Raw genomic sequence first — 24,736 nt, 5'->3', positions numbered from 1 at the left:
GTTCGGGAGGGTGGTCTCGTCCGCCGGAGAACGGGGTGGCACCATGACGGGCGATGACGGATGCCCGGTCGCCCCTGCGCGCCCTGAGAGCCGCCCTCTTCGCGGTGGTGTGCGTCACCCTGGCCGCGGTGGGGCACTCCTCCATGTCCGCCCATCAGCTGCCGCCGCTCGCCCTGCTCGGCGCCTTCGCCCTGACGGCCGCCGCCGCGTGGGCCGCCGCGGGCCGGCGCCGGGGCGCCGCGTCGATCGCCGGCGCGCTGTTCGTCCTCCAGGGCGCCCTGCACCTGCTGTTCTCCCTGGCCGGCGCCCACGCGGGCGACACCGGACACCCGGCCATCCCGCACGACATGACCGGCATGCACGACATGACCGGGATGGACGCCACGGCCGGCATGCACGCCATGCATGCCATGACGGCCACCGGCGCGCACGGCACGATCCCCGCCCCGCACACGGTCATGTCCATGGACATGACCTCCGGCATGCTCGCCGCCCACCTCCTCGCCGCCCTCCTCTGCGGCCTCTGGCTGGCCCACGGCGAAGCCGCCTTCCTCACCCTCGCCCGCGCCGCCCTCGCCCACGCCTTCACCCCCCTGCGCCTGCTCCTCACCCGTCCGCAGGCCCCCGACACCACGCGCCGCCCCGCCCGGTGCCACCGGCGGAGCGCGCACCGCCCCCACACCGTCGTCCTCGCCCACACCCTGTCCCGGCGCGGCCCGCCCCGGCCCACCGCACCCCGCGCCACGACCCTCGGAGCACACGGCTGACCCGGGGGTCCCTCCCCCCTGTCTGCAACGACTCCAAGGACAGTCACAGCGATGACGATCGACGATCCCGCACGCCCGGACACCACCGAGGCGCCACCGTCGGCACCCGCCCGGACCACCGACACCACCCGGACCACCGGCACCACCGGCACCACCCCCGCGGACACCCCCGCCCCCGCGGACACCCCCGCCCCCGCGGACACCCCCGCCACGCCCCGCCGGAAGGCGGGGACCTGGAGCGCCCTCCGCCCCCTCGTCCTCCGCCTCCACTTCTACGCGGGCGTGCTCGTCGCCCCGTTCCTCCTCGTGGCCGCCGCCAGCGGCCTGCTCTACGCGCTCTCCTTCCAGGCCGAGAAGTTCGTGTACGCACACGAACTCGAAGTCCCCGTCGGCGGGCAGACCCTGCCCCTCTCCCGACAGGTCGACATCGCCCGCGGAGCCAACCCGGACGGCACCGTCACCGCCGTCTGGCCCGGCGCCGAACCCGGTGCCACCACCCGCGTCCTGATGGCCGACCCCGACGTCCCCGAGGACACCTCACTCGCCGTCTTCGTCGACCCCTACACCGGCGACGTCCGCGGCACGCTGCCCAGCTACGGCAGCTCCGGCGCCCTTCCCCTGCGTACCTGGATCGACGGCCTCCACCGCGACCTGCACCTCGGCGACATAGGCCGCAACTACAGCGAGCTCGCGGCCAGCTGGCTCTGGGTCATCGCCCTCGGAGGCCTGCTGCTGTGGCTCGGCCGGCGCCGCAGGAACCGCCGTGCCCTGTTCGTCCCCGAGGGCGGCCCCGCCTCGCGCCGCCGCACCCTCTCCTGGCACGGCAGCGTCGGCCTGTGGGCCGTGACCGGACTCGTCCTCCTGTCCGCGACCGGCCTGACCTGGTCGCGGTACGCGGGCGAGAACATCGGCACCGTCCAGGACGGCCTCGGCGGCGCGACGCCCACCCTCACCGCCACCGTCGACGGCACGGCCGGGGACTCCTCCGCACACGAGGGCCACGGCGGCGGCCACACCGGCGGCACCACCACCCAGGGACCGGACATCGGCGTCGACGGCGCGCTCGACGCCGCACGCGCCGCCGGCATCGACAGCCCGCGGATCTCCCTGGTCCTGCCCGCCGAGGGCAAGGGCTACGTGATCAAGGAGACGGACACCCAGTTCCCGCTCCAGCTGGACTCCGTGGCGCTGGACCCGGCGGACGGCACGGTCGTCGACCGGCTCGCCTTCGCCGACTACCCGCTCCTCGCCAAGCTCACCCGCATCGGCATCGACGCCCACACCGGCGTGTTCCTGGGCCTGTTCAACCAGCTCGCCCTCGCGGCGCTGGCCCTCGCCCTCGTCCTGCTGATCCTCTGGGGCTACCGCATGTGGTGGCTCCGCCGCCCCGGCCGCCCCGCGGCCCGCGGCGCCTGGCGGCGGATCCCGGTGACGATGCTGCTCCCGCTCCTCGCGGTCACGGCCGTCGTGGCGTGGTTCGTCCCGCTGCTCGGCATCAGTCTGGTGCTGTTCCTGACGGTGGACCTCGCCCTGGGACTCGTGTCCAGGGCGAGGAGCGGGACCCGGACGGGCTGACCGGTCAGGGCGTGTACTTGTAGCCGACCCGCCGCACGGTCTGGATCGTGTGGCGGTGCTCGGCGCCCAGCTTGCGCCGCAGCCGGGCCACGTGCACGTCGACGGTGCGACCGTCACCGACGTGGCCGTACCCCCACACGGTCGTGACCAACTGGTCGCGGGTGTGGACCCGGTGGGGGTGCGCCACCAGATGGGCGAGCAACTCGAACTCGAGATATGTCAGGTCGAGCGCCCGGCCGTCCACGACGGCGATCCGCTGGACGCCGTCGATGGCGACGGGTCCCTGCTCCTCCACCGCGGCGACGGGCGCGGGCACGGCCGCGGCGACGGGCTGACGGGGCTGCTGGTCGGCGGGCACGAGCACCAGGTACCCGACCATCGGCGGCCGCCCCGGCAGCGTGGGCAGGGTGTGCGGCGGCGCGGGCAGCAGCGTGGCACCGGGCGGCAGGAAGTCGGCGACCTGGGCGAAGTCGACGACCTCGTTGGGATCGACGGCACGCAGCCGATGACGGTTCGGACGAACGGCGGCAGGGGTGCTGTGAGCGGTCTGGACCATGGGAAGTCAGCTCTTTCGCGCGGAGGAACGAACGGACAGGAGTCGTACGTCGAACGTCGTGCGCGTCGGCCGAAGGCCGTGGATCGGACCGTACCGATCGGGGCTTTAGAGGGCCGACGCGTTCCTCGCGCGGCAACACACCCGGTCGAAGTCATGGTGCTGCCGGGAAGGCCAGAACGGCTCGAGGTCGTGACGACCCGTCGCGGTGTCGTTCTGAGTGATGGCCATATCCCTATTGAACCAGAAGGGAATGTCCCCGACGACCCCTTCGCCGGCCAAACCCCGTGTCGTCCTTCCCACATGCCGGGAGACCGGACCTCCCCGGGACACGCCGAGGGGCGCCCACCGGAACGGTGGGCGCCCCCCGGCGCGCGACGGTGCGGATCAGACCTGGCCGGCCTTCGCGAGGGCCTCGCAGCAGGTGTCCACCAGGAGGCGGGTCACCACGTACGGGTCCACGTTCGCGTTCGGGCGGCGGTCCTCGATGTAGCCCTTCTGGTCCTGCTCGACCTGCCACGGGATGCGGACCGAGGCGCCGCGGTCCGAGACGCCGTAGGAGTACTGGTCCCACGGGGCGGTCTCGTGCAGGCCCGTCAGGCGGTCGTCGATGCCGGCGCCGTAGTTCTTCACGTGGTCGAGCGGCTTCGAGCCCTCACCGAGGGACTCGGCGGCGGTGATGATCGCGTCGTAGCCCTCGCGCATCGCCTTCGTCGAGAAGTTGGTGTGCGCGCCCGCGCCGTTCCAGTCGCCCTTCACCGGCTTCGGGTCCAGCGTCGCGGAGACGTTGAAGTCCTCGGCGGTGCGGTAGAGCAGCCAGCGGGCGATCCACAGCTGGTCCGAGACCTCCAGCGGCGCCAGCGGGCCGACCTGGAACTCCCACTGGCCGGGCATGACCTCGGCGTTGATGCCGGAGATGCCGAGACCGGCCTTGAGGCAGTTCTCCAGGTGCGCCTCGACGATCGGGCGGCCGTGGATCTCGTCCGCGCCGACACCGCAGTAGTAGCCGCCCTGCGGGGCGGGGAAGCCGTTCTCCGGGAAGCCGAGCGGACGGCTGCCCTCGAAGAAGGTGTACTCCTGCTCGATGCCGAAGATCGGCTCCTGCGCGGCGTGCTTCGCGAAGACCTCGGCCAGCGCGGCGCGGGTGTTGGACTCGTGCGGCGTCATGTCCGTGTTGAGGACCTCGCACATGACCAGGATGTCGTCGCCGCCGCGGATCGGGTCCGGGCAGACGAAGACCGGCTTGAGGACGCGGTCCGAGGCGTGGCCCTTGGCCTGGTTCGTGCTGGAACCGTCGAAGCCCCAGATCGGCAGCTCCTCCAGCGCGGCACCCTCGCCCGCGAGGATCTTCGTCTTCGAGCGGAGCTTCGCGGTCGGCTCGGTGCCGTCGATCCAGATGTACTCAGCCTTGAAGGTCACGGGCCTCATCCTTTGAGCGTGCTGCTGCGGGTGTCGCGGCGGCTCGCGGCGCTGCGAGAAGCTGCGGTGTCTGTGTCCGGTCGCAGCTTCGCAACACGGGATTTCCCGTCGGTTGCCCGAATGTGAACCCCGTGTTACTCAGCTTTCCCGATCTTCGCGGAGCCGCTGTGCGACGACGTGGGCGTTCAGGAGCGGGTCGAGACCCGCGCCCCGGACACGCCGCACGACCTCGGCGTACGAGGTGCCGAGGGCCTCCGCGGTCCGCCCCAGGTGCCAGTCGCAGTCCGCCAGCCGCCGCAGCAGGTACCCCTTCCGGATCTGGTTCTCCGAGAGCCGGAACGTCTTCAGGTACACCGCCCGGCCCTTGTGGTCGGTGATCAGCTCCCCGATGTGCTGCTCCGTCCCGCCCCGCTCGAACGGCGGCAGGAACCGGTGCAGGGCGAACGGGCCCGTCCGCTGCACCCGCTCGAAGGCGTACGACGTCTCCAGCAGGTCCCGCGCCATCAGCCCGTCGTGCGCCGCCGCCCAGTCCCGCTCCTGCCGCAGCGCCGCCGCCCGCAGCTCCGCGAGGGTGCGGACGCCGCCGGCCCCGTCCCGGATCCGCGCCGTGAACCCGGCGACCGGGGCGCCGTAGTGCGCGTACTGGTGGACCAGCTCCCCGTAGAGGTCCTCGACCAGGGTCGGGTGCAGCAGGCGGTAGTCGTCCGGGTGCGGCACCACGAAGGCCGCGGCCAGCGCGTCGGCCACGTACAGCAGCAGCCCGCACTGGCCCGGGTGGACCTCGAAGACCCGCAGGGCCTCGGTCAGCCCGGGCACGCTCCACCCGGCGTACGCCGCCTCGGCCCGCGGCGAGAGGCCGTGCCGGACCGCCTCGCGGGACCACTCGTCCCAGACGACCGACGGCCCGCCGAAGTGCAGCGCCAGGTAGCCCTCCAGGGCGAGGTGCAGCGGCAGGAAGCGGAGCCGCGCCTCGGCGCGCCCCTCCCCGTCCCGCCGCCGCTTGGCCATGCGGTGGATCCGGCGCACGGGCACGCAGTCCGGCGGCCCGGCCCGGCCGCCCCGGCCGCGCCCGCCGCCGCCGAGCACGGTCCCGTACGCGGCGGACTCCCGGCCCGGCCCCGCCGCCGCTCCGGCCCCCGTCCAGTCGGCGACGAACCCGTGCGGGATGTACGAGGTGTAGGTGGCGCGGTCGGACAGGTCCACCGCGCCCCGGCCCCCGTACACCTCCCGGTGCAGCCGCAGCCCGGGCACCGGCGCGGCCCGGACCAGCGGCACCAGCCGCACCCCGCCCCACACCTGCGCCGGCCGGACGTCGAGCCCGGTCAGGTCGATCCCCGTCATCCCCCGACCCCTCCCGCCTCTCCCGCTCCCTCTCCCGCTTCCCGGGCCCCGCGTCCGCTCCGCCCCGGCCGTCCCGCTCCCGCCAGGAACCGCTCCACCCGCCGGTCGAGATAGGCGCTCAGCTCCGTGAACCCGGTCCGGCCCTCGGCGAACTGCGCGATCTCCACCAGCGCCGCCAGGTCCTCGGCGTCCCGGATCCCCGCGGTCGGCACGCTCGGGGCCAGCCGCCGCACGTCGAAACCCTCCGCGTCGTATACGGGGTTCAGGTGCACCACGCTCGTCCGGCGCTCCGGATCCAGCCGCGTGCGCCACACCCGCAGCACCTCTCCCGCGAGCCCCGGCGGGGCGTTGTCCCAGCCGTCCGAGACGATCACGAGCCGCTCCGGACCGGTCTCCAGGCCGTCCAGGACCCGCAGGCCCAGCGGCGTCGGCCCGTACGGCCGGACGAGCAGCGGGTCGCGGCCGCCCGAGGTCCACAGCGGGGTGTACGCCCCCGGCGCCGCGAGGGCCTCCAGGAGGAAGTGGCAGCCGAGCGCCACCGCCAGCGGGCGGCGCCGCTTCACCGCCGAACCCGAGGAGGAGAAGCTGTCGTCGAGCACGGCCGTGACCCGGCCCCAGCTCCCCGCGTCCCGGCCGGCCGCGCGCCGGGCCGCGGCCCGCAGCGCCTCCGTCAGCTCGGCCCGCCGCGCCGTGCGCGCGTCGAACGGCAGCGAGAGGACGTACAGGGCGAGCCGGGTCAGCGGCATCACGGAGAGGTCGGCGGCCCGCTCTGTCCTGAGCTGTTCGAGCCGGGTCATCCGGGGCGCGATCCGCTCCAGGAACACCGCGCGCGGGACGCCGTGGGCGGCGGCGAACCCCTCGGCGACGGTGAACGGCAGCTCGTACAGAGCGCCCTGCTCGTAGCGGGCGCGGCGGAACGCGTCGAGCGTCGGGTCCTCGTACCGGACGCGACGACCCGGCGCGAAGAGGAAGTCCCCGGTCTCGGAGGACGGCGGCGCGCCGTGGACGTGCCGGAGGGCGGCCTTGAGGCCGCTGCGGTACTTCACCGCGTCCAGGGCGTGGTCGGGGCGGGCCGCGAGCCACTCGCGCACGATCGCCCGGGTGCGCCGGTTGTTGACCCCGGCGGCGCGCAGCGCGCGGAACAGCCGGTAGACCCGCTGCGGGGGCAGCAGCGCGAGCCGCGCCCCGATCAGCCGCCCCTCCGCCCGCTTCGCCTCGGGCCCGCCCGCCTCGTCGGCGGTGCGCAGCAGCTGCTCCACGATGAGGGCGGCGTTGTGGTGGTTGATGTCGAGGGCGAGGGCGGCCGCGTACACGGGCCGGTAGTTGACCCGGACGTAGGCGTGGACGAAGCGGAGCGAGAAGCGCTGCTCGGCGGCGGAGGAGCGGAACTCGCGCTGGCCGGTGGCCGTCACGGCGGCGTTGACGAAGAGGAGCACGTCCTCGGCGGCGACGAGCTCGGACACGGCTCTCCCTCCTTTGCGCGGAGCGGGGCGCCGGCCGGGGAATGAGGGCGCGAACAGCGAAGACGTTGCTTCATAGGCAGGTTCCGGAAGTCGCACCGGAGTCCCGCGGCCGGCGCGGAAACGCTAACCGGTCGGGGGGGAGGGCCGCGAGGGGATTTCCGGAGCCCGTCGTCGGTGCGACCGGGCAGACTGGGGGCATGGCGAAGCAGCTGGGCGCGAAGCCCCGTATCGGACTCCTCGGCACCGGCCCCTGGGCGGGGCACACGCACGCGCCCGCGTTGGCGGCGCACCGGGGGATCGAGTTCAGCGGGGTGTGGGGCCGGCGCCCGGAGGCGGCGGCCGCGCTCGCCGCCGCGTCGGGCACGCGGGCGTACGAGGACCTGGACGCGCTGTTCGAGGCCAGTGACGCCGTGGCGTTCGCGCTCCCGCCGGACGTGCAGGCCCCGTTGGCGGTCCGGGCCGCGGAGGCCGGCTGCCACGTGCTGCTCGACAAGCCGGTCGCGACGACGGTCGCCGGGGCGCGGGAGGTGGCCCGGGCGGTGGAGGCCGCGGGGGCGGCCTCGGTGGTCTTCTGCACACTCCGGTTCGCCGGGCCGACGGCGCGCTGGATCGAGGAGCAGGCGGCGGCCGGGGGCTGGTTCCTGGGGGAGGCGCACTGGTTGGGCTCGCTGTACGGGGCGGGGTCGAGCAGCGCGTACGCGGCCTCTCCCTGGCGCCGGGAGAAGGGCGGGCTGTGGGACGTGGGCCCGCACGTCCTGTCGGTCTACCTGCCGGTCCTGGGCGACGTCACGGAGATCACCGCGGCGCGCGGTCCGGCGGACACCCACCACCTGGTGCTGCGGCACACCTCGGGTGCGAGCAGCACGGCCACGCTGACGCTCAGCGCCCCGCCGGAGGCGGCGGAGGCGGCGCTCACCCTGTACGGCTCCGGGGGCCGGGTGGAGCTGCCGCGCTGGGACGGGGCGGTGGGGGCGTTCGGTGCGGCCGTGGACGCCCTGGTCGAGGCGGCCCGTACGGGCGAACCCGCCGCCTGCGACGCCCGGTTCGGCCTGCGGCTGACGGAGATCCTGACGAGGGCGGAGGCGCTGGCGGAGGCCCGCGCGAAGGAGTCGGCGGCGGAGCGGGCGCAGGGGTAGGCCCGGCCCGGGCGAGTCGGCCCGGGCGAGTCGGCCGCGTGCGACGGCCCTCAGACTCCGAGCACCTCGTCGAGTCCGTCGCACAGCGCTTCCAGGGCGGGTTCGTAGAGCCGTTCCGGCGGGGTGGCGTAGCCGACGACGAGCCCGTCCCCGGCGCCGCCGCCGGGGTGCGGGGCGTCGGGATGGCGGTAGAGGTCCAGGCCCTCCACGGCGACCCCGCGCCGGGCCGTCGCCGCGAGGACCGCCCGTTCCGTGCCCGGGGGCAGTTCCAGGACGGCGTGCAGTCCGGCGGCGATGCCCGTGACCCGTACGGCGGGGGCCCGTTCGGCGAGCAGCGCGGTCAGCCGGTCGCGCCGGAGGCGGTACCGCCGGCGCATCCGCCGGACGTGCCGGTCGTACGCGCCGGAGGAGAGGAGGTCCGCGAGGGTGAGCTGGTCGGTCGCGGAGGAGTGCGGCTCCCGCTCGCCCTTCGCGGCGACCACCGGCCCCACGAGGGCGGACGGCAGGCACATCCAGCCGATCCGCAGGGCGGGGGAGAGGCTCTTGCTGACGGAGCCGACGAGGACGGTCCGTTCGGGGTCGAGGCCCTGGACGGCGCCCACCGGCCGCCGGTCGTAGCGGAACTCCCCGTCGTAGTCGTCCTCGATGACCAGTCCGCCGGAGTCCCGGGCCCACTCCAGGGCGCCGGCCCGGCGTTCGGGGTGCAGGGGGCCGCCGGTGGGGAACTGGTGGGCGGGGGTCAGCAGGACCGCGCGCGCCGGGCGGGGGATGTCGGCGACCCGGGCCCCGTCCCCGTCGACCGCGACCGGCAGGGTCGTGATCCCGGCCTCGGCGAGGAGGCCGCGGTGGAAGGGCAGGCCGTAGGCCTCGACGGCCCACGGGTCCGCCGGGCCGAGGACGCGCGCGAGGAGGCGCAGCGCGTGCGCGGCGCCCGAGCAGACCACGATGCGGTCCGGTGCGGTGCGGACGCCCCGGACGCGGGCGAGGTACTCGGCGAGCGCGTGGCGCAGTTCGGTCCGGCCGTGCGGGTCGCCGATCCCGAAGGCCTCGTGGGGCGCGGCGGCCAGGGCCCGCCGCGCCGCGGTCGCCCAGGCGGTGCGGGGGAAGGCGGCGGGGTCGGGCTTGCCCTGGACGAGGTCGTGGGGGAGCGGGGGAGGGGCGGTGGGGCGGACGGACCGCGGGGCGGGTGCGGCGACCCGCTCGGCGACGCGGGTCCCGGAGCCCTGGCGGGAGGTGAGCCAGCCCTCGGCGACGAGTTCGGCGTAGGCGTCGGCGACGGTGTTGCGGGCGACCCCGAGGTCGGCGGCGAGCGATCGGTAGGGCGGCAGCCGGGTCCCCGGTGCCAGTCGCCCGCCGCGTACGGCCTCGCGCAGGGCGGCGACGAGCGCGGCCCGGCGGCCGCCGGCGGCGCTCAGCTCCAGGTGCAGGTCGACACCGGGCCCGCCGCCGTCGGATGCGGTCACGGGGTGCTCCTCACCGTCGCTCACGAGGCCGTCAGCGGCCTTCTGCGTCCTGCCGGGCGAGGGTAGCGCCGACGGAAGGCGCGGGACCGCCCCGGGCGTCGCCCGCCGCGCGGGACCCTCCGGACCGACAGGCCCTGGGGCCTGTCGTGCAGGGCGCCGTGGGGGCAGCCGGAAGCCTGGCGACAACCCCCTAGCGGGAGAGCGCGTCGCGCACGGCCTCCTCGGTGCGGCCGACGACGGCCGTGCCGTCCTCGGCGGTGATGATCGGCCGCTGGATGAGCTTAGGATGCGCGGAGAGGGCCTCGATCCACCGCTCGCGGCTCCCGGCGTCGCGGGCCCAGTCCTTCACGCCGAGCTCCTTGGCGGCGGCCTCCTGCGTCCGCGTGATGTCCCACGGTTCGAGCCCGAGCCGGTCGAGCACCCGGCGGATCTCCTCGGGCGAGGGCACGTCCTCCAGGTAGCGGCGCACGGTGTAGTCGGCGCCCTCGGCGTCGAGAAGGGTGAGGGCGCTGCGACACTTGGAACAGGCGGGATTGATCCAGATCTCCATGCCCCCACGGTACCCCCCAGGGCCCTCTCCACCACCCCCCAAACCCCCTCTGGCCAGGGGCGATTGTCAGTGGTGGGCCCTAAAATGGGGGGTGAAGGTGAGGGTCCCGGGGAGGGCCCGCACCCCGCCGTTCGCCAGGAGGTAGCCCATGGCTCTCGCCGTGATCCGGACACCGTCCCTCGAACCCTGGAAGCCGCTCCGGAAGAAGCCGCTCCCCGCGGGCCGCCCCCGCGAGTGGTACGTGACGCACAACCGCCGTCTGAAGGCCATGCGCCTCGCGATCGCCCTCCTCGACGCCGGCGTCTACGTCCCGTCGAAGGCCACGAACGCGACGATACGCACCACGGCCGACCACCTCGGCATCCACCCGCCCTCGGACACCACCTGCCGCATGGTCCGCGCGATGATCCGCTACGGGCGCTGACACGGCGGAGGGGCGCTGCCCGGCCCCGGCCGGTGGAGAGCGGCGAGGCCCGCCGCCCCCTCGAAAGGGGGCGGCGGGCCTCGTACGTGCCTCGCTCGCGCGGTGCGGCCTAGAGGTCGAAGTAGAGCTCGAACTCGTGCGGGTGCGGGCGGAGCTGGATCGGGGCGATCTCGTGGGTGCGCTTGTAGTCGATCCAGGTCTCGATCAGGTCGGAGGTGAAGACGCCGCCGGCCTGGAGGTACTCGTTGTCGGCCTCGAGGGCGTTGAGCACGGCCTCCAGGTTGGTCGGGACCTGCTGGACGTTGGCGTGCTCCTCGGGAGCCAGCTCGTACAGGTCCTTGTCGATCGGCTCCGCCGGCTCGATCTTGTTCTTGATGCCGTCGAGGCCCGCGAGGAGCAGGGCGGAGAAGGCGAGGTACGGGTTCGAGGACGGGTCCGGCGCGCGGAACTCGACGCGCTTGGCCTTCGGGTTCGAGCCCGTGATCGGGATGCGCATGGCGGCGGAGCGGTTGCGCTGCGAGTACACCATGTTGACCGGGGCCTCGAAGCCCGGCACCAGGCGGTGGTACGAGTTCACCGTCGGGTTGGTGAAGGCGAGCAGCGACGGGGCGTGCTTGAGGATGCCGCCGATGTAGTAGCGGGCGGTGTCCGAGAGGCCCGCGTAGCCGGTCTCGTCGTAGAACAGCGGGTCGCCGTTCGACCACAGCGACTGGTGGACGTGCATGCCCGAACCGTTGTCGCCGAAGATCGGCTTGGGCATGAAGGTCGCGGTCTTGCCGTTGCGCCAGGCGACGTTCTTCACGATGTACTTGAAGAGCATCAGGTCGTCGGCCGCGGCGAGCAGCGTGTTGAACTTGTAGTTGATCTCGGCCTGGCCGGCGGTGCCGACCTCGTGGTGCTGGCGCTCGACCTGGAGGCCGACGTTCTCCAGCTCCAGGGAGATCTCCGAGCGCAGGTCGGCGAAGTGGTCGACCGGCGGGGCCGGGAAGTAGCCGCCCTTGTAGCGGACCTTGTAGCCGCGGTTGTTCTCCTCCGCACCGGTGTTCCAGGCGCCGGCCTCGGAGTCGATGTGGTAGAAGCCCTGGTTCGCGGAGGTCTCGAAGCGCACCGAGTCGAACACGTAGAACTCGGCCTCGGGGCCGAAGTACGCGGTGTCGGCGATGCCGGTGGAGGCGAGGTAGGCCTCGGCCTTCTTCGCGATGTTCCGCGGGTCACGGCTGTACTGCTCGCCCGTGATCGGGTCGTGGATGAAGAAGTTGATGTTCAGCGTCTTGTCGCGGCGGAAGGGGTCCACCCGGGCCGTCGACAGGTCGGCGCGGAGCGACATGTCGGACTCGTGGATCGCCTGGAAGCCGCGGATCGACGAGCCGTCGAAGGCGAGCTCCTCCGACGGGTCGAACGCCGTCGCCGGGATCGTGAAGTGCTGCATCACGCCCGGAAGGTCGCAGAAACGGACGTCGACCATCTTGACGTCGTTGTCCCGGATGTACTTCTTGACCTCGTCGGCGTTCTGGAACCCGTGCGTCTCGGACATCCCACTCCTCCTACTCCCGGCCCGGGGAGGGGCGGGGTTTGCAGCTGATTCGTGCGGCCGGTGCGGTGGCACACGCTGGACCCGACCATAGGCAGACGGGATTTCTCAAGCATGACCCAATTGTTTCGTCGAAGTTAACCGGGCTGGGTGCCCCGCCACCTGGCAGCGCGGTTCGCCTACCCGGACCTAAGTGATCGAAAACGGGCGCAGTACCGTGGTCGCGTGGACAACAGGCAAGCACTCGGATCTTGGCTCTCCGGCCCCCGCGCGGCGGCCGAGGACGCAGGCGTCGACTTCGGCTACCGCGGTCAGCAGCTGGGGCTGCCCGAGGAGGGCCCCGGTTCGATCGCCCGCCCCGGGCGGCGCCTCGGCGCCCTCGCCGTCGACTGGGCCCTCTGCACGCTGATCGCATACGGCCTGATCACCGACGGCTACAACCAGGCCACCGGAAACTGGGCCCTGGTCATCCTGCTCGTGCTGAGCGTGCTGACCGTCGGCACGATCGGCTCGACGCCCGGCAAGCGGCTCTTCGGCCTCGGGGTCGTCTCCGTGAACGGCGGACGCCTCGGCCTCCCGCGGGTGGCGCTCCGCTCGCTGCTCGTCTGCCTGGCGATTCCCGCCCTCATCTGGGACCGTGACGGCCGCGGCCTCCACGACCGCCTCTCCGGGGCCGTACAGGTCCGTCTCTGACGCCGTACGGCCCCCGTCGGCACCGCATGGGGAAGGCCCCGGACCGTCACACGGTCCGGGGCCTTCCCCATGAGCGGTCAGTGGAAGCCATCGCCTCCGGTCGGGCGCGTCAGCGCATCTTTCCGCCGCGCGGCATCCGCATGCCCTTGGGCATCGGACCCTTGGGCAGCGGCATGTTGCTCATCAGGTCGCCCATCGCCCGGAGGCGGTCGTTGGCCGCGGTCACCTGCGGGCCGCTGAGCACCCGCGGGAGCTTGAGCATGGTCGTGCGGATCTTCTTCAGCGGCACCTGGCCCTCGCCGTCGCCGACGATGATGTCGGTGACCGGCACGTCGACCACGACGCGGTTCATCCGCTTCTTCTCGGCCGCGAGCAGGGGCTTCACCCGGTTCGGGTTGCCCTCGGCGACCAGCACGATGCCGGCCCGGCCGACCGCCCGGTGCACGACGTCCTGGCTGCGGTTCATCGCGACCGCGGGGGTCGTCGTCCAGCCGCGTCCGACGTTCTGCAGCACCGCCGCCGCCGCGCCGGGCTGGCCCTCCATCTGCCCGAAGGCCGCGCGCTCGGCGCGCCGCCCGAAGACGATGGCCGCCGCCAGGAGCCCCAGGACGAAGCCCAGGATGCCCAGGTAGACCGGGTGGCCGATCAGGAAGCCGATCGCGAGGAGGACACCGAGTACGACGATGCCCACGCCTGCGACGACAAGTCCGACCTTCGGGTCGGCCTTTCGGGTCATCTTGTACGTGAGGGCGATCTGCTTGAGCCGCCCCTGGTTCGCAGCGTCAGCGCTGCCCGTGTTTGCCTTCCTCGCCATGTCCTGAAGTTTACGTGGCCCGGGACGTGCGGCCCGACGCGACCTCCATCACGTGCTGGGCCTCGACCCGGTCCTTGGCGTTGCGCCGGTCCTCCAGGACGGAGTTCCAGGCGTTGCGCCGGGCGGTGCGCTGCCCGGCGCCGAGGAGGAGTGCCTCCACGGCCTTCAGGGCGTCGGTGACGGACGGGATCGCGGTGACGCGGACGTGCGTCGATGCGGCCGGCATGTCGGGGTCCTCCCTCGATTGCGGGTGAGACGAGGCGGGGGTGCGAGCGGGGCGGTGAGCGGTGGGTGGCGCTGAGTGAATCCAGGCTCACAGACTGGTGTTACCAGGGCGTGACCCGGTGGTCAAACACTGATGAAACGTTGATGCGGCCATGTGGCGGCCCCGGAAACGGTGGCGCGGCCCGTACCTCCCCGCTGAGCTGCGGGGCCGTACGGGCCGCGTCCGAATCGGCCATTACCGGCCGGTAATCACTTGTGCTCCGTTTCACACGGCCTGCGTGGCGTGGTCCACCGCGCCGCGCTTCTCCGCGCTGCCGGTCGAGCTCCGCCTCGCCACCGCTCCGGCCGCGTGCCCGCCCTCGTACCTCGGGCGGATCCGCAACCTACGCTCCGGCTCGGCTGCGCTTCTCCATCGCCTGCTGGAAGAGGCGACCCGCCCGGTACGAGGACCGGACCAGCGGCCCCGACATGACGCCGGAGAAGCCGATCTCGTCGGCCTCCTCCTTGAGCTCCACGAACTCCTGCGGCTTCACCCAGCGCTCCACCGGGTGGTGCCGGACGGAGGGGCGCAGGTACTGCGTGATCGTGATCAGCTCGCAGCCGGCGTCGTGCAGCTGCTGGAGCGCCTCGCTGATCTCCTCGCGGGTCTCGCCCATGCCGAGGATCAGGTTCGACTTCGTGACCAGACCGTAGTCGCGGGCCTGCGTGATGACGTCGAGCGAGCGCTCGTAACGGAATCCCGGACGGATCCGCTTGAAGATCCGCGGGACCGTCTCCACGTTGTGCGCGAAGACCTCGGGGCGCGCGTCGAAGACCTGCCTGAGCAGCTCCGGCACGGCGTTGAAGTCGGGCGCGAGCAGCTCGACCTTGGTGCGGCCGTCGGCGCGCTCCGCGGTCTGCTGGTGGATCTGGCGCACGGTCTCGGCGTACAGCCAGGCGCCGCCGTCCTCCAGGTCGTCGCGTGCGACGCCGGTGATCGTGGCGTAGTTGAGGTCCATCGTGACGACGGACTCGCCCACGCGGCGCGGCTCGTCCCGGTCCAGCGCCTCGGGCTTGCCCGTGTCGATCTGGCAGAAGTCGCAGCGCCGGGTGCACTGGTCCCCGCCGATGAGGAAGGTGGCCTCGCGGTCCTCCCAGCACTCGAAGATGTTGGGGCAGCCCGCCTCCTGGCAGACCGTGTGCAGGCCCTCGCTCTTCACGAGGCCCTGCATCTTCGTGTACTCGGGCCCCATCTTCGCCCGCGTCTTGATCCACTCGGGCTTGCGCTCGATGGGGGTCTGGGCGTTCCGGACCTCCAGGCGCAGCATCTTGCGTCCGTCGGGTGCGACTGCGGACACATCGGCTCCTGTAGCTTCGATTCTTCGGCGCACACCAGGGTACGCCGTTGCTTCCCATGCCTTACTACGTCTGGCCAACCTCTGGCCAGCGCCCTGCATTCCTGCGGGCGCCCCTCAGGCCGAGGCCGGCTCGACCGGGCGCTCGATCTCGCGCGGCCTCAGGTCCGCGTGTTCCAGGACGGCTCGCAGGTGCTTCTCGGCCACCGGCAGCACCTCCTCGATGCTCACGTCCCGGCCCAGCTCGTTGGCGAGCGAGGTGACGCCCGCGTCCCGGATGCCGCACGGGATGATCCGGTCGAACCAGGCGTTGTCGGGATTCACGTTCAGGGCGAAGCCGTGCATCGTGACGCCCTTGGCGACCCGGATGCCGATCGCGGCGAGCTTCCGGTCCTCGCGGCGCTGGCCGGCGTTGGACGGGGCGTACTCGGGGCCGTTCAGGCGCGGGTCGAACTCCTCGTCGTTCAGCCGCGGGTCGAAGTCCAGGGAGAGCCCGCCGAGCGCCGGGCGCTGCTCGACCGGGTCGCCGAGCACCCAGACGCCGCTGCGGCCCTCGACCCGGCTCGTCTCCACGCCGAACTCGGCGGCGGTGAGGATCAGCGCCTCCTCCAGCCGGCGCACGTGCGCGACGACGTCCACCGGGCGGGGCAGCTTCAGGATCGGGTAGCCCACGAGCTGACCGGGGCCGTGCCAGGTGATCTTGCCGCCGCGGTCCACGTCCACCACCGGCGTCCCGTCGAGCGGGCGCTCGCTCTCCGTCGTGCGCCGGCCCGCCGTGTAGACCGGGGGGTGCTCCAGAAGCAGACAGGTGTCGTCGATCTCGTCGGCGAACCGCGCGGCGTGCACCTCGCGCTGCTTGTCCCAGGCCACCCGGTAGTCGACGGCATCGCCGCCGAACCCCAGGCGGACGAATCGCAGGTCACTCACGGCCAAGCCTCCTCCTGGGTGCCGGGGACCGGAATCCGGGGATCATCCCGGGCCGGCGCGGCACCATGCGTCATTCGCGCCCATGCCACTGTACGGCGGTGCCGGGAAAGGGCCTGGGGCAGGTGGACGGGGGCGGCTCTCCCGCAGGTGGACGGGGGTGCCCTCCGCCAGGTGGCCGGGAGCGCCTACGTCAGCGATGCCATCAATCCTCACACGATCGGATGAATGTGGGGCGAAGGTGGCGGTTAGGGCGGTGAGGACCGCTAAATTCGCGCCGTTCCATGAGGGTCCGACGGGGCTGCCGTCCGGACCCGGAAGGCAGGAGACCGCACAGCTGATGACGGAACGACCACCGCAGCGCATCCCGAACCGCCAGCTCGCCGCGCTCATCGCCGAAGCAGGGTTCTCGCACGCGGGCCTGGCGAGACGGGTGGACCAGCTCGGTCTGGAACACGGTCTCGACCTGCGGTACGACAAGACGTCGGTGACCCGCTGGCTCCGCGGCCAGCAGCCGCGCGGCACCACGCCCGCGCTGATCGCCGAGGTCTTCACCCGTCGCCTCGGCCGCCGGCTCTCGGCCCAGGACCTCGGCCTCGACGCCTGTGCCCCGGTCTACGCCGGGCTGGAGTTCGCGGCGACCCCCGAAGAGGCGGTCGACATCGTCAGCGGGCTCTGGCGGAAGGACTCCGGCAGCCACGCCGAGCTCCGCAAGATCGCCTTCACCCCGGCGGGCCTCGTCGTGCCCAGCCGCGACTGGCTGATCGGCCGCGCGGACGACCGGGTGGCCCGGGGCGACGCGCCGCAGGGCCCGCGGACCGCGTCGTCGCCGGTGACCGCGACGGCCGCGGCGGCGACGGCGGAGGCCCGGCTCGCGCACGACCCGCGCGCCGCCCACGACCCGCGCGCCGCCCACGACACCCGCCTCGCCCACGACCCCCGGGTGCCGGCCCAGGGGCGCTTCTCCGTGCCCCGGCAGCGGGGCACGGACCGGGGGCCCGGCCAGCGGGTCTCCAGCGGGGACGTCGCCGCCCTGCGCTCGGTCGGCGAGCTCTTCCGCACGCTCGACCACGCCTACGGCGGCGGGCACGCCCGCCAGGCCCTCGTCCGCTACCTGGAGCACGAGGCGGAGCCGATGCTGCGCGGCACCTACGGCGAGTCCGTGGGCAGGCGCCTCTTCGCCGCGGCCGCCGACCTCACCCGGCTCGCCGGCTGGACGTCCTACGACATCGCCGCGCACGGCCTCGCCCAGCGCTACTTCGTCCAGGCGTTGCGACTGGCCCAGGCGGCCGGGGACCGGGCATACGGCTCGTACGTGCTCCTCACCATGAGCTGCCAGGCCGTCTACCTCGGCCACGGGCGGGAGGCCGTGCAGCTCGCCCGTGTCGCCCAGCAGGGCGTCGGGCCCGCCGCGCCGCCCGTCGTGCAGGCGATGCTGCACGCGGTCGAGGCGCGGGGGCACGCGGTCCTCGGCGAGGCACGGGTGTGCAGCGCCTCGCTGGTGCGGGCCGAGCGGGCCCTGGAGGCGGCCCGGCCCGGCGACGAGGTGCCGTACTGGGCCCGGACGTTCGACGAGGCCCAGCTCGCCGACGAGCTCGGACACTGCCACCGCGACCTCCAGCAGTACCGGCCGGCGGCCCAGCACGCCGAACGCGCCCTCCAGCTCCGCGCGCCCGGCTTCGCCCGCAGCCGCCTCTTCTGCCGGGTGGTCCTGGCCACCTCGCGACTGGCCCTGGGGGAACTGGACCAGGCGTGCGCCCTCGGCGCGGAGGCCGCCCAGCAGGCCTCGGAGATGCGGTCGGCGAGGGCGGTCGAGTACGTACGGGACTTCGAGCGGCGCCTGGAGCCGTACCGCGACGCGGCGGCGGCCCGCACCTACCGCGACCGGGTGGCCGCCCTGGGCTGACGCCCCCCGCGCGGGGCGGTGTGCGGCCGCCGCGCCCGGGGGCGCGTCCGGCTTCCCGCTCCGCCGGGGGCGCACCCGGACGGGGGCCCGCCTCCGTCCGGGTGCGCACCCGGACCCGGGCCCGCCTCCGCCGGGGGCGCTCCCGGGTCCGGTGCCGCCCCGTCCCTACGCCGCCTCCTCCTCCCGTTCCCCGTCGCCCGTTCCCAGGCCCAGGTCCCGCAGGAGGGCGCGGGCCGCCCGTTGCCCCGACACCAGGGCGCCCTGGAGGGTGCTCGTCGCGCGGTGGTCGCCGCAGACGTACAGGCCCGCCAGCAGGCGGACCGAGCGCCGCGCGTCGTGCGGCGGCGGCATCGCCGGTATCGCGTCCGGCGTGTGGCGCATGTCCAGCAGCTCCCACTCGTCCGTCGACTGGCCGTACAGCGTGGCCAGGTGCTTGCGGACCCGCCGTTCCGTGTCGTCCGGCGGCGTGCCGAGGATCGTCGAGGTCACCAGCGTCCGGCCCTCCGGCGCCCGTTGCGGATCGACCGCGCTCATCACCGCCGTGTGGGCCACCGGCCCTCCCGGATCGGCCTCCAGGAGCAGGGTCGGATCCGCCGTCGGCGCGGCGGGGGCGGTGTGGTGCAGCACCGTCACCGCGTGGAAGTCCGGCGTCCGCAGCCCCGGCAGCAGCCCGGCCGCCGTCCGCGCCCCCGTCGCGAGGACGACCGACCGGCACCGGAACACCCCGTGCTCCGCCGTCGTCACCCGCGAGATCGACGCGTCCGTGACCCGGACCCCGGTCCGGACCGTGCCCGGCGGCAGCGCCGCCGCGAGCCGCTCCGGCAGCGCCGCCGCCCCGCCCTCGGGCACCGCGAGGCGGCCCCGGGCGAAGGCGCGCAGCGCCAGGTCCGCGCGCCGGCTCGACATGCCGAGGTCCGGATCGCCGAGGAGCGCCGCGAGCAGCGGCCGCAGCACGCCCTGGACGGTCCTGGCGGGCAGCCGCGAGGCCAGCGCCTCGCGCGCGGTCCGCTCGGGGCGGGCCAGGATCCGCTGCGTCGGGGTCGCCGCGAGCCGGACGAGGGACGCGCCGAGCCGCGCCTGGTCGAGCGACGCGGCCGGATGCCGGGGGGCGCTCGCGAGGGCGCGCGCCACGCTGAACGCTCCCCCCACGCTCCGGTGCCCCGTGTTCCGGGGGCCGACGGCCGTCCGGCGGGGGTGCGCCGCGCCCCACCGCGCGTACCGGCCGTCGCTGTGCACGAGCACCCCCGGGGCGAACGGCCGCAGCACCAGGCCGTCGAGTCCCGGAAGGGTCCGGAGCTCCTCGTACGACAGGGTGAGCAGCGGTCCGACCCGGTCGAGCCGGAAGTCGTCGACGGTCTCGGTCGCCATCCGGCCCCCGATGCGGGGTTCCGCCTCCAGGACGGCCACGGAGAGCCCGGCGTCGGTGAGCCGTCCGGCCGCGGTGAGTCCCGCGACCCCGGCTCCCACGATGACGACGTCGACGGTCTGCGCGCCGTCGACGTCCGTACGCTGTGCGGTCCTTGCGCTGTCTGCGCTGTTGAGCACGTGCCCCTCCCCAGGTCGGCGCGGCCGGTGGGGTGCCTATGCCCCCAACCGGCCTCCGGAATGCCCGAGTTCGCCGTTCTCGTCGAGCCTAGGCAGCGCTCCCACGCGTGCCAGCCGCGCGTACCGGGGTGCGTGCGGCACGGGGGAGCACGGAGGGGGAGCGGAGGAGGGGGAGCGGCGCCGGGAGCGGGGCGGGCGGGGCGGGGTTCAGCGGGCCGCCGCCCGGATCGAGTCGTCGATCGTCGGGAACGCGAAGTCGAATCCGGTCTCCAACAGCCGCCCCGGCAGCACCCGCTGACTCCCCAGCACGTCCTGTGCGAAGTCGCCGAGTACCGCCTTCAGCGCGGGCGCGGGCACCGTGAGGAGGGTCGGCCGGTGCAGGACCCGGCCCATCGCCGCCGTCACCTCGCGGTTGGTGACCGGCTCGGGGGCGGTCAGGTTCACCGGGCCCGTCAGCTCCGGGGTGTCGACGAGGTGGCGCAGGGCCGCCACCTCGTCGTGGAGGGAGATGAACGACCAGTACTGGCGGCCGTCGCCCATCCGGCCGCCGAGACCGGCCCGGAAGAGCGGGAAGAGCCGCCCCCACGCCCCGCCCTCGCGGGCCACCACCAGACCGGTGCGGGCGTAGGTCACGCGGATGCCGGCCTCCTCGGCGGGGGCCGCGGCGGCCTCCCACTCCACGCAGACCTCGGGCAGGAAGCCCGTTCCCGCGGGGGCGCTCTCGTCGACCGCGCGGCTGCCGGTGTCGCCGTACCAGCCGAGCGCGGTGCCGCAGACCAGGCTCTCCGGCGGCTCCGCGAGGGAGGCGAGGGCCTGGGAGATCGCCGTGGTGCCGAGGACGCGGCTGTCGCGGATCTCCTGCTTGTACGCCTCGGTCCAGCGGCGTTCGCCGACCCCGGCGCCGGCGAGGTGCACGACGGAGTCCACGCCGACGAGCCCGGCGGCGTCCACGTACAGCCGCTTCGGGTCCCATTCGACCTCGTCGGCGGTCCGGGCGGGCCTCCGGACGAGCCGGAGGACGTCGTGGCCGTCGGCGCGCAGGGAGCGGACGAGGGCGGAGCCGATGAGCCCGGATGCGCCGGTGACGGCGACGCGCTTGCGAGTGGCGGAAGGCTGCATGGGGACCATCCTGCCCTTCCGGGCGGGCGCGTGGCACAGTGGCCGCCATGATCGTGCCGGAGACGCTGATACGTACCGCCGAACGCGCGGACGACGCCGCCCTCGGGGCGCTCGACCGGGCCGCCTGGTCGACCCTGCACGCGGTGCTGCCCGCCCCCGTCCCGCCGTACGGACCGTTCTTCGACGACCGGCACCTGCCCGCGGACTACCTCCTCGCCGAGCGGGAGGGCGTCCTCGTCGGCTACATCCGGGTGGTGCCGCCGACCCCGCTCGCCGCCACCGCCCACGTGCGGCAGATCCAGGGACTCGTGGTCGCCGAGGCCGCGCGGGGCCACGGCGTGGGACGGGCGCTGCTGCGGGCCGCGATGGACAGGGCGCGGGCGGACGGAGCCGTCCGCATGACGCTGCGGGTGCTCGGGCACAACGCCCCGGCCCGCGCGCTCTACGACGCCGAGGGCTTCGCGGTCGAGGGCGTGCTGCCGGGGGAGCTGTTCCTCGCCGGGGAGTACGTGGACGACGTCCTCATGGGGCGGTCGCTGACCCTCCGCTGAGGCACGACGACTTCATGGGGCGGTCGCCGGCCCTCCGCTGAGGCACGACGTCCTCATGGGGCGGTCGCCGGGTCTCCGAGGGCGGGGCCGAGCAGCCGCATCCCGCCCATCAGTTCGCGCAGGCACCGGACCGCGAGCTCCGCGGGGGCGCCCTCGCCCCGGGCCGGCGCGTCGGTCTCGGCCCAGCTCTCCAGGGCGATCCGGATGGCGTCCGTGGCCGCCGCGGCCGCGAGCCGCACCTCCAGGGGGTCCGCCGCCGGCCCCGCGAGTCCGGCCACGACCTCGCGCAGCCGCTCCTCGGACTCCTGGTTGACCCGGTACCAGACGGCCCGCAGGGCCGGGTCCTCCGCGGCCGCGCGCAGCAGTCCGCGGGTCCAGCGCAGCCCCTCCTCGGTCGCCGGGTCCGCGGGGGTCAGGGAGGCGGCGATCGAGCGCTCCAGGGCCGCGGGCAGTCCCGCGCCGGGTTCCGTGGCGGCCGTGGCGGCGAGGAGCTCGCGCCAGCGGTCGCCGCCGCCGGCGAGCAGCGGGGCGACGGCGTCCTGCTTGGACCGGAAGTACCGGTAGAAGGTGCGCAGCGCGACCCCGGCCCGCAGGGCGATGTCCTCCGCCGTGGTGCCGTCGGGGCCGTGCTCGGTGAAGAGCTCGGCGGCGGCGCGCGCGATGTCCAGCTGGGTGGCGGCCTTGCGGCGCTCCGTCAGCGTCCGGGTGGGGGGCGTGGACCCCTCGGGCTTGGTGCTCACCGTACGAAGCGTACGCCCGCGCCCGCTGATGGTGCACAACGTGCAGATATGGCAAACCGTGCCACTTGGGCGTACGGTGGCGGCATTCTCCGGGACCCTCCACGTCCCGGAACGGGGATTCCCGGAAGCTCGACATCGAGAGGTTGCCGCCATGAACCAGCTGACCCGTTACGAAGGACGCCGCGCGCTCATCACCGGCGGCGGCTCCGGCATCGGCCAGGCCACCGTCCTGCGCATGCTCGCCGAGGGCGGCCGGGTCGTCGCCGCCGACATCAGCGAGGACGGCCTGAAGGACACCGTCGCCAAGGCCGGCGACGCGGCCGGCCGCCTCACCACCGTGGTCGTGAACGTCGCCGACGAGGCATCCGTGCGCGCCGGTGTCGCCGCCGCGGTCGAGAGGCTCGGCGGCCTGGACGTCCTCGTGAACGCCGCCGGCATCCTGCGCTCCTCGCACACCCACGAGACGAGCCTCGACTCCTTCGAGCAGGTCGTGCGGATCAACCTCACCGGCACGTTCCTGATGATCCGCGAGTCGATCCCGGCCCTCCTGGAGGGCGACGGCTCCGCCGTCGTGAACTTCTCCTCGACCTCCGCGATGTTCGCGCACCCCTACATGGCGGCGTACGCGGCCAGCAAGGGCGGCATCCAGTCCATGACCCACGCGCTCGCCGCCGAGTACGCCAAGCAGGGCATACGCTTCACCGCCGTCCAGCCCGGCTCCATCTCCTCCGGCATGACCGACGGCACCGGCGCCAGCCGCCAGAGCGTCGGCCCCGGCATCCCGGAGGACGCCGACTGGTCCCTCTTCGCCAAGCTCGCCCCCGCCCTCGGCCAGGGCTTCGCCGGCCCCGAGACCGTCGCCGGGGTCGTCGCGATGCTGGCGTCGGAGGACGGCCGGTTCATCACCGGCACCGAGGTCCGCATCGACGGCGGCACGCACTTCTGACGGACGCCCGCGCGACCGTCCCCGGGGGACGCACCACCACGACCACCGTCCGCGGGGTCCCGGGGGCCTCCTGGCCCCGCCCGCCTCCGCGGCCGGGCGCCGGGCCGGGCCGGGACCGCGCCCGTCACCCTCCCCGGTACCGGGCTACGCCGTCCCGAACCGCTCCCACAGCCGGGGGAAGCGGGCCGCGAGGACCTGGTCGTCCTCCAGGTCGAACGGAGCCCCCAGCGGCTCCCCGCCCGGCATCGGGATCCCCAGGTCCGGGGTCTCGCCGCCGGTCAGCCGCTCGTACGCCTCGTCCGCCGCGAAGCCGATCTCCTCGCCGTCCCCGTCGATCTCCACGTCGAAGTCGCCGAGCAGCTCCGCGAGCGCGTCCGGATCGTGCACCGCGCCCTCGTACACCTCCCGGCCCTGGCCGATGAGCCAGCAGCGGAACGAGTCGAAGGCCTCGTCGCCCGCCCCGTCGAAGAGCACCGCCGCCGCACCCCACAGGTCCCACAGGTACGCCCGGTTGTAGCGGGCCTCGAAGTGGCGCGCGTAGTCGAGCACGGAGTCCGGGTCCAGCCGGGTCAGCCGCTCCACGAGCAGGTCGGCCTGTTCCTCGGGGTCGCCCTCGGCGTCCTCGCGGCTGGCGTCGATGATCTCCCAGAACTCCGTCTCGTCCATCACGGGACCAGCATCGTGGTTCGCCGGGTGCGACGCACCCGGAAAGCCCGAAATGAAACCGGACAGAAGATGTCGCCTTTCCCTGCGAATCTGGTGTGCATGACGACGGAGAAGAACGAGACGAACGGTCCCCGGAGCCTGCGCGGACGGATCTGCCTGGTCGCCGGGGCGACCCGCGGCGCCGGACGGGGCATCGCCGTCCAGCTCGGCGCGGCCGGGGCGACGGTGTACGTCACCGGGCGGACCACCCGGGAGCGGATCAGCGAGGTCGGCCGGTCGACCGAGACCATCGAGGAGACCGCCGAACTGGTGACGGCCGCCGGCGGCGAGGGCATCGCGGTCCCCACCGACCACCTGGAGGTCGAGCAGGTGCGGGCGCTGGTCGACCGGATCGACCGCGAGCGGGGGAGGCTCGACGTCCTGGTGAACGACGTGTGGGGCGGCGAGCACCTGGTCGTCGCGGGCTTCGGCAAGAAGATCTGGGAGGTGGGGCTCGCCGACGGCCTGCGGATGCTGGAGCTGGGCGTGAAGACGCACCTGATCACCAGCGCGGCGGCCGTCCCGCTCCTCCTCCGCCACCCCGGCGGTCTCCTGATCGAGATCACCGACGGCACGCAGGAGTACAACGCCACCCGCTACCGCGAGAACGTCTTCTACGACCTCGCCAAGAACGCTCCGATCCGCATGGCCTTCGGTCTCGGCAAGGAGCTGGCCGAGGCCGGCGGCACCGCGGTCGCCCTCACCCCCGGCTGGCTCCGCTCCGAGCAGATGCTGGACCACTTCGGAGTGACCGAGGAGAACTGGCGCGACGCGGCCGAGAAGCTCCCGGACTTCGCCGTGGCCGAGTCCCCGGTCTACGTCGGCCGCGCGGTCGCCGCCCTCGCCGCCGACCCCGACCGGGCCCGCTGGAACGGCCGCTCCCTCTCCAGCGGACAGATGGCGAAGGAGTACGGCTTCAGCGACGCGGACGGCTCACGACCGGACGCGTGGGGCTTCATCATCGCGAAGGAGACGGACGAGGCGGCCTCCGTCGACGACTACCGCTAGGAGC

24 protein-coding genes are annotated in these 24,736 nt (G+C 74.0%); 9 read left to right on the top strand and 15 right to left on the bottom strand.

Features of this window, described 5'->3' with window-relative positions; genetic code table 11:
- Positions 1-53 precede the first annotated feature (53 nt).
- On the top strand, positions 54-767 hold the full coding sequence (locus ACF09E_RS04845; protein WP_392203898.1) for a hypothetical protein: 714 nt from the start codon (positions 54-56) through the stop codon (positions 765-767).
- 51 nt (positions 768-818) lie between these two features.
- Entirely contained in the window at positions 819-2,342 is a 1,524-nt protein-coding gene (locus ACF09E_RS04840) for a PepSY-associated TM helix domain-containing protein (protein ID WP_392203897.1), read from the top strand.
- Between the two features lie 4 nt (positions 2,343-2,346).
- On the opposite strand, the gene ACF09E_RS04835 is transcribed toward ACF09E_RS04840, so the two are convergent.
- The 4 genes from ACF09E_RS04835 to ACF09E_RS04820 form a co-directional block, all read right to left on the bottom strand.
- Positions 2,347-2,898, bottom strand: coding sequence for a winged helix-turn-helix domain-containing protein (locus tag ACF09E_RS04835; protein ID WP_392203896.1), 552 nt, complete (start codon positions 2,896-2,898; stop codon positions 2,347-2,349).
- Between the two features lie 384 nt (positions 2,899-3,282).
- A complete protein-coding gene (gene glnII / locus ACF09E_RS04830) occupies positions 3,283-4,314 on the bottom strand; it encodes a glutamine synthetase (protein ID WP_361855912.1) in 1,032 nt (343 codons plus the stop codon).
- A gap of 138 nt (positions 4,315-4,452) precedes the next feature.
- On the bottom strand, positions 4,453-5,655 hold the full coding sequence (locus ACF09E_RS04825; protein ID WP_392203895.1) for a hypothetical protein: 1,203 nt from the start codon (positions 5,653-5,655) through the stop codon (positions 4,453-4,455).
- Complete coding sequence (locus ACF09E_RS04820; RefSeq protein WP_392203894.1) at positions 5,652-7,118, bottom strand: hypothetical protein; 1,467 nt, start codon at positions 7,116-7,118, stop codon at positions 5,652-5,654. The genes ACF09E_RS04825 and ACF09E_RS04820 overlap by 4 nt, the downstream gene beginning before the upstream one ends.
- Before the next feature lie 197 nt (positions 7,119-7,315).
- Between ACF09E_RS04820 and ACF09E_RS04815 the strand changes: the two genes are divergently transcribed.
- Positions 7,316-8,254 carry a Gfo/Idh/MocA family protein gene (locus tag ACF09E_RS04815; protein WP_392203893.1) on the top strand — a complete coding sequence of 313 codons (939 nt, stop codon included), beginning with the start codon at positions 7,316-7,318 and terminating at the stop codon, positions 8,252-8,254.
- A gap of 50 nt (positions 8,255-8,304) precedes the next feature.
- Here ACF09E_RS04815 and ACF09E_RS04810 read toward each other — a convergent pair whose 3' ends face one another.
- The gene (locus ACF09E_RS04810; RefSeq protein WP_392203892.1) at positions 8,305-9,717 is read right to left on the bottom strand and encodes a PLP-dependent aminotransferase family protein; all 1,413 of its coding nucleotides are present in this window, start codon (positions 9,715-9,717) and stop codon (positions 8,305-8,307) included.
- A gap of 190 nt (positions 9,718-9,907) precedes the next feature.
- Positions 9,908-10,267 (bottom strand): arsenate reductase family protein, encoded by a 360-nt coding sequence (locus tag ACF09E_RS04805; protein WP_388799587.1) that lies wholly within the window; start codon positions 10,265-10,267, stop codon positions 9,908-9,910.
- Positions 10,268-10,415: 148 nt separating this feature from the next.
- Here ACF09E_RS04805 and ACF09E_RS04800 point away from each other — a divergent pair, with 148 nt between their 5' ends.
- Positions 10,416-10,691, top strand: coding sequence for a hypothetical protein (locus tag ACF09E_RS04800; protein WP_073917414.1), 276 nt, complete (start codon positions 10,416-10,418; stop codon positions 10,689-10,691).
- A gap of 109 nt (positions 10,692-10,800) precedes the next feature.
- Here ACF09E_RS04800 and glnA read toward each other — a convergent pair whose 3' ends face one another.
- Positions 10,801-12,225: a type I glutamate--ammonia ligase gene (gene glnA / locus ACF09E_RS04795; protein WP_361855927.1), complete on the bottom strand. Its 1,425-nt coding sequence runs from the start codon at positions 12,223-12,225 to the stop codon at positions 10,801-10,803.
- Positions 12,226-12,447: 222 nt separating this feature from the next.
- Between glnA and ACF09E_RS04790 the strand changes: the two genes are divergently transcribed.
- The gene (locus ACF09E_RS04790; protein WP_392203891.1) at positions 12,448-12,915 is read left to right on the top strand and encodes an RDD family protein; all 468 of its coding nucleotides are present in this window, start codon (positions 12,448-12,450) and stop codon (positions 12,913-12,915) included.
- A 109-nt stretch (positions 12,916-13,024) separates the two neighbouring features.
- Here the strand turns inward: ACF09E_RS04790 and ACF09E_RS04785 are convergent, their stop codons facing one another.
- The 4 genes from ACF09E_RS04785 to lipB form a co-directional block, all read right to left on the bottom strand.
- Positions 13,025-13,729: a DUF4191 domain-containing protein gene (locus ACF09E_RS04785; RefSeq protein WP_361855933.1), complete on the bottom strand. Its 705-nt coding sequence runs from the start codon at positions 13,727-13,729 to the stop codon at positions 13,025-13,027.
- A 10-nt stretch (positions 13,730-13,739) separates the two neighbouring features.
- Positions 13,740-13,955 (bottom strand): hypothetical protein, encoded by a 216-nt coding sequence (locus ACF09E_RS04780; RefSeq protein WP_073917406.1) that lies wholly within the window; start codon positions 13,953-13,955, stop codon positions 13,740-13,742.
- A 382-nt stretch (positions 13,956-14,337) separates the two neighbouring features.
- Entirely contained in the window at positions 14,338-15,291 is a 954-nt protein-coding gene (gene lipA, locus ACF09E_RS04775; RefSeq protein WP_388799592.1) for a lipoyl synthase, read from the bottom strand.
- A gap of 114 nt (positions 15,292-15,405) precedes the next feature.
- The gene (gene lipB, locus ACF09E_RS04770; protein ID WP_392203890.1) at positions 15,406-16,215 is read right to left on the bottom strand and encodes a lipoyl(octanoyl) transferase LipB; all 810 of its coding nucleotides are present in this window, start codon (positions 16,213-16,215) and stop codon (positions 15,406-15,408) included.
- A gap of 337 nt (positions 16,216-16,552) precedes the next feature.
- Here lipB and ACF09E_RS04765 point away from each other — a divergent pair, with 337 nt between their 5' ends.
- Positions 16,553-18,118: a regulator gene (locus tag ACF09E_RS04765; protein WP_392203889.1), complete on the top strand. Its 1,566-nt coding sequence runs from the start codon at positions 16,553-16,555 to the stop codon at positions 18,116-18,118.
- 165 nt (positions 18,119-18,283) lie between these two features.
- Here ACF09E_RS04765 and ACF09E_RS04760 read toward each other — a convergent pair whose 3' ends face one another.
- Positions 18,284-19,663 (bottom strand): NAD(P)/FAD-dependent oxidoreductase, encoded by a 1,380-nt coding sequence (locus ACF09E_RS04760; RefSeq protein WP_392203888.1) that lies wholly within the window; start codon positions 19,661-19,663, stop codon positions 18,284-18,286.
- Between the two features lie 207 nt (positions 19,664-19,870).
- Positions 19,871-20,791: a TIGR01777 family oxidoreductase gene (locus tag ACF09E_RS04755; protein WP_392203887.1), complete on the bottom strand. Its 921-nt coding sequence runs from the start codon at positions 20,789-20,791 to the stop codon at positions 19,871-19,873.
- 38 nt (positions 20,792-20,829) lie between these two features.
- Between ACF09E_RS04755 and ACF09E_RS04750 the strand changes: the two genes are divergently transcribed.
- On the top strand, positions 20,830-21,333 hold the full coding sequence (locus ACF09E_RS04750) for a GNAT family N-acetyltransferase (RefSeq protein WP_392203886.1): 504 nt from the start codon (positions 20,830-20,832) through the stop codon (positions 21,331-21,333).
- Positions 21,334-21,386: 53 nt separating this feature from the next.
- Here the strand turns inward: ACF09E_RS04750 and ACF09E_RS04745 are convergent, their stop codons facing one another.
- Positions 21,387-22,073 (bottom strand): TetR/AcrR family transcriptional regulator, encoded by a 687-nt coding sequence (locus ACF09E_RS04745; RefSeq protein ID WP_392203885.1) that lies wholly within the window; start codon positions 22,071-22,073, stop codon positions 21,387-21,389.
- Between the two features lie 151 nt (positions 22,074-22,224).
- Between ACF09E_RS04745 and ACF09E_RS04740 the strand changes: the two genes are divergently transcribed.
- Positions 22,225-23,019 (top strand): SDR family NAD(P)-dependent oxidoreductase, encoded by a 795-nt coding sequence (locus ACF09E_RS04740; RefSeq protein WP_392203884.1) that lies wholly within the window; start codon positions 22,225-22,227, stop codon positions 23,017-23,019.
- A 144-nt stretch (positions 23,020-23,163) separates the two neighbouring features.
- Here the strand turns inward: ACF09E_RS04740 and ACF09E_RS04735 are convergent, their stop codons facing one another.
- Positions 23,164-23,685, bottom strand: a complete 522-nt coding sequence (locus ACF09E_RS04735; protein ID WP_392204422.1) for a DUF4240 domain-containing protein — start codon at positions 23,683-23,685, stop codon at positions 23,164-23,166.
- A gap of 99 nt (positions 23,686-23,784) precedes the next feature.
- Here ACF09E_RS04735 and ACF09E_RS04730 point away from each other — a divergent pair, with 99 nt between their 5' ends.
- Positions 23,785-24,732: an SDR family oxidoreductase gene (locus tag ACF09E_RS04730; RefSeq protein WP_392203883.1), complete on the top strand. Its 948-nt coding sequence runs from the start codon at positions 23,785-23,787 to the stop codon at positions 24,730-24,732.
- Positions 24,733-24,736: the final 4 nt, after the last annotated feature.

It is taken from the genome of Streptomyces sp. NPDC014891, from assembly GCF_043081085.1.
Classification (GTDB): domain Bacteria; phylum Actinomycetota; class Actinomycetes; order Streptomycetales; family Streptomycetaceae; genus Streptomyces.
This window is presented reverse-complemented; position numbering and strand designations above follow the sequence as displayed.

Bases quoted from the DNA above. Each gene is read 5' to 3' on its own strand.
- ACF09E_RS04755 (WP_392203887.1), bottom strand. From the start codon at position 20,791: ATGGTCCCCATGCAGCCTTCCGCCACTCGCAAGCGCGTCGCCGTCACC.
- ACF09E_RS04740 (WP_392203884.1), top strand. From the start codon at position 22,225: ATGAACCAGCTGACCCGTTACGAAGGACGCCGCGCGCTCATCACCGGC.
- ACF09E_RS04785 (WP_361855933.1), bottom strand. From the start codon at position 13,729: ATGGCGAGGAAGGCAAACACGGGCAGCGCTGACGCTGCGAACCAGGGG.
- ACF09E_RS04840 (WP_392203897.1), top strand. From the start codon at position 819: ATGACGATCGACGATCCCGCACGCCCGGACACCACCGAGGCGCCACCG.
- ACF09E_RS04845 (WP_392203898.1), top strand. From the start codon at position 54: ATGACGGATGCCCGGTCGCCCCTGCGCGCCCTGAGAGCCGCCCTCTTC.
- ACF09E_RS04805 (WP_388799587.1), bottom strand. From the start codon at position 10,267: ATGGAGATCTGGATCAATCCCGCCTGTTCCAAGTGTCGCAGCGCCCTC.
- ACF09E_RS04750 (WP_392203886.1), top strand. From the start codon at position 20,830: ATGATCGTGCCGGAGACGCTGATACGTACCGCCGAACGCGCGGACGAC.
- ACF09E_RS04800 (WP_073917414.1), top strand. From the start codon at position 10,416: ATGGCTCTCGCCGTGATCCGGACACCGTCCCTCGAACCCTGGAAGCCG.
- ACF09E_RS04730 (WP_392203883.1), top strand. From the start codon at position 23,785: ATGACGACGGAGAAGAACGAGACGAACGGTCCCCGGAGCCTGCGCGGA.
- ACF09E_RS04780 (WP_073917406.1), bottom strand. From the start codon at position 13,955: ATGCCGGCCGCATCGACGCACGTCCGCGTCACCGCGATCCCGTCCGTC.
- glnA (WP_361855927.1), bottom strand. From the start codon at position 12,225: ATGTCCGAGACGCACGGGTTCCAGAACGCCGACGAGGTCAAGAAGTAC.
- ACF09E_RS04735 (WP_392204422.1), bottom strand. From the start codon at position 23,685: ATGGACGAGACGGAGTTCTGGGAGATCATCGACGCCAGCCGCGAGGAC.
- ACF09E_RS04825 (WP_392203895.1), bottom strand. From the start codon at position 5,655: ATGACGGGGATCGACCTGACCGGGCTCGACGTCCGGCCGGCGCAGGTG.
- ACF09E_RS04765 (WP_392203889.1), top strand. From the start codon at position 16,553: ATGACGGAACGACCACCGCAGCGCATCCCGAACCGCCAGCTCGCCGCG.
- ACF09E_RS04835 (WP_392203896.1), bottom strand. From the start codon at position 2,898: ATGGTCCAGACCGCTCACAGCACCCCTGCCGCCGTTCGTCCGAACCGT.
- ACF09E_RS04815 (WP_392203893.1), top strand. From the start codon at position 7,316: ATGGCGAAGCAGCTGGGCGCGAAGCCCCGTATCGGACTCCTCGGCACC.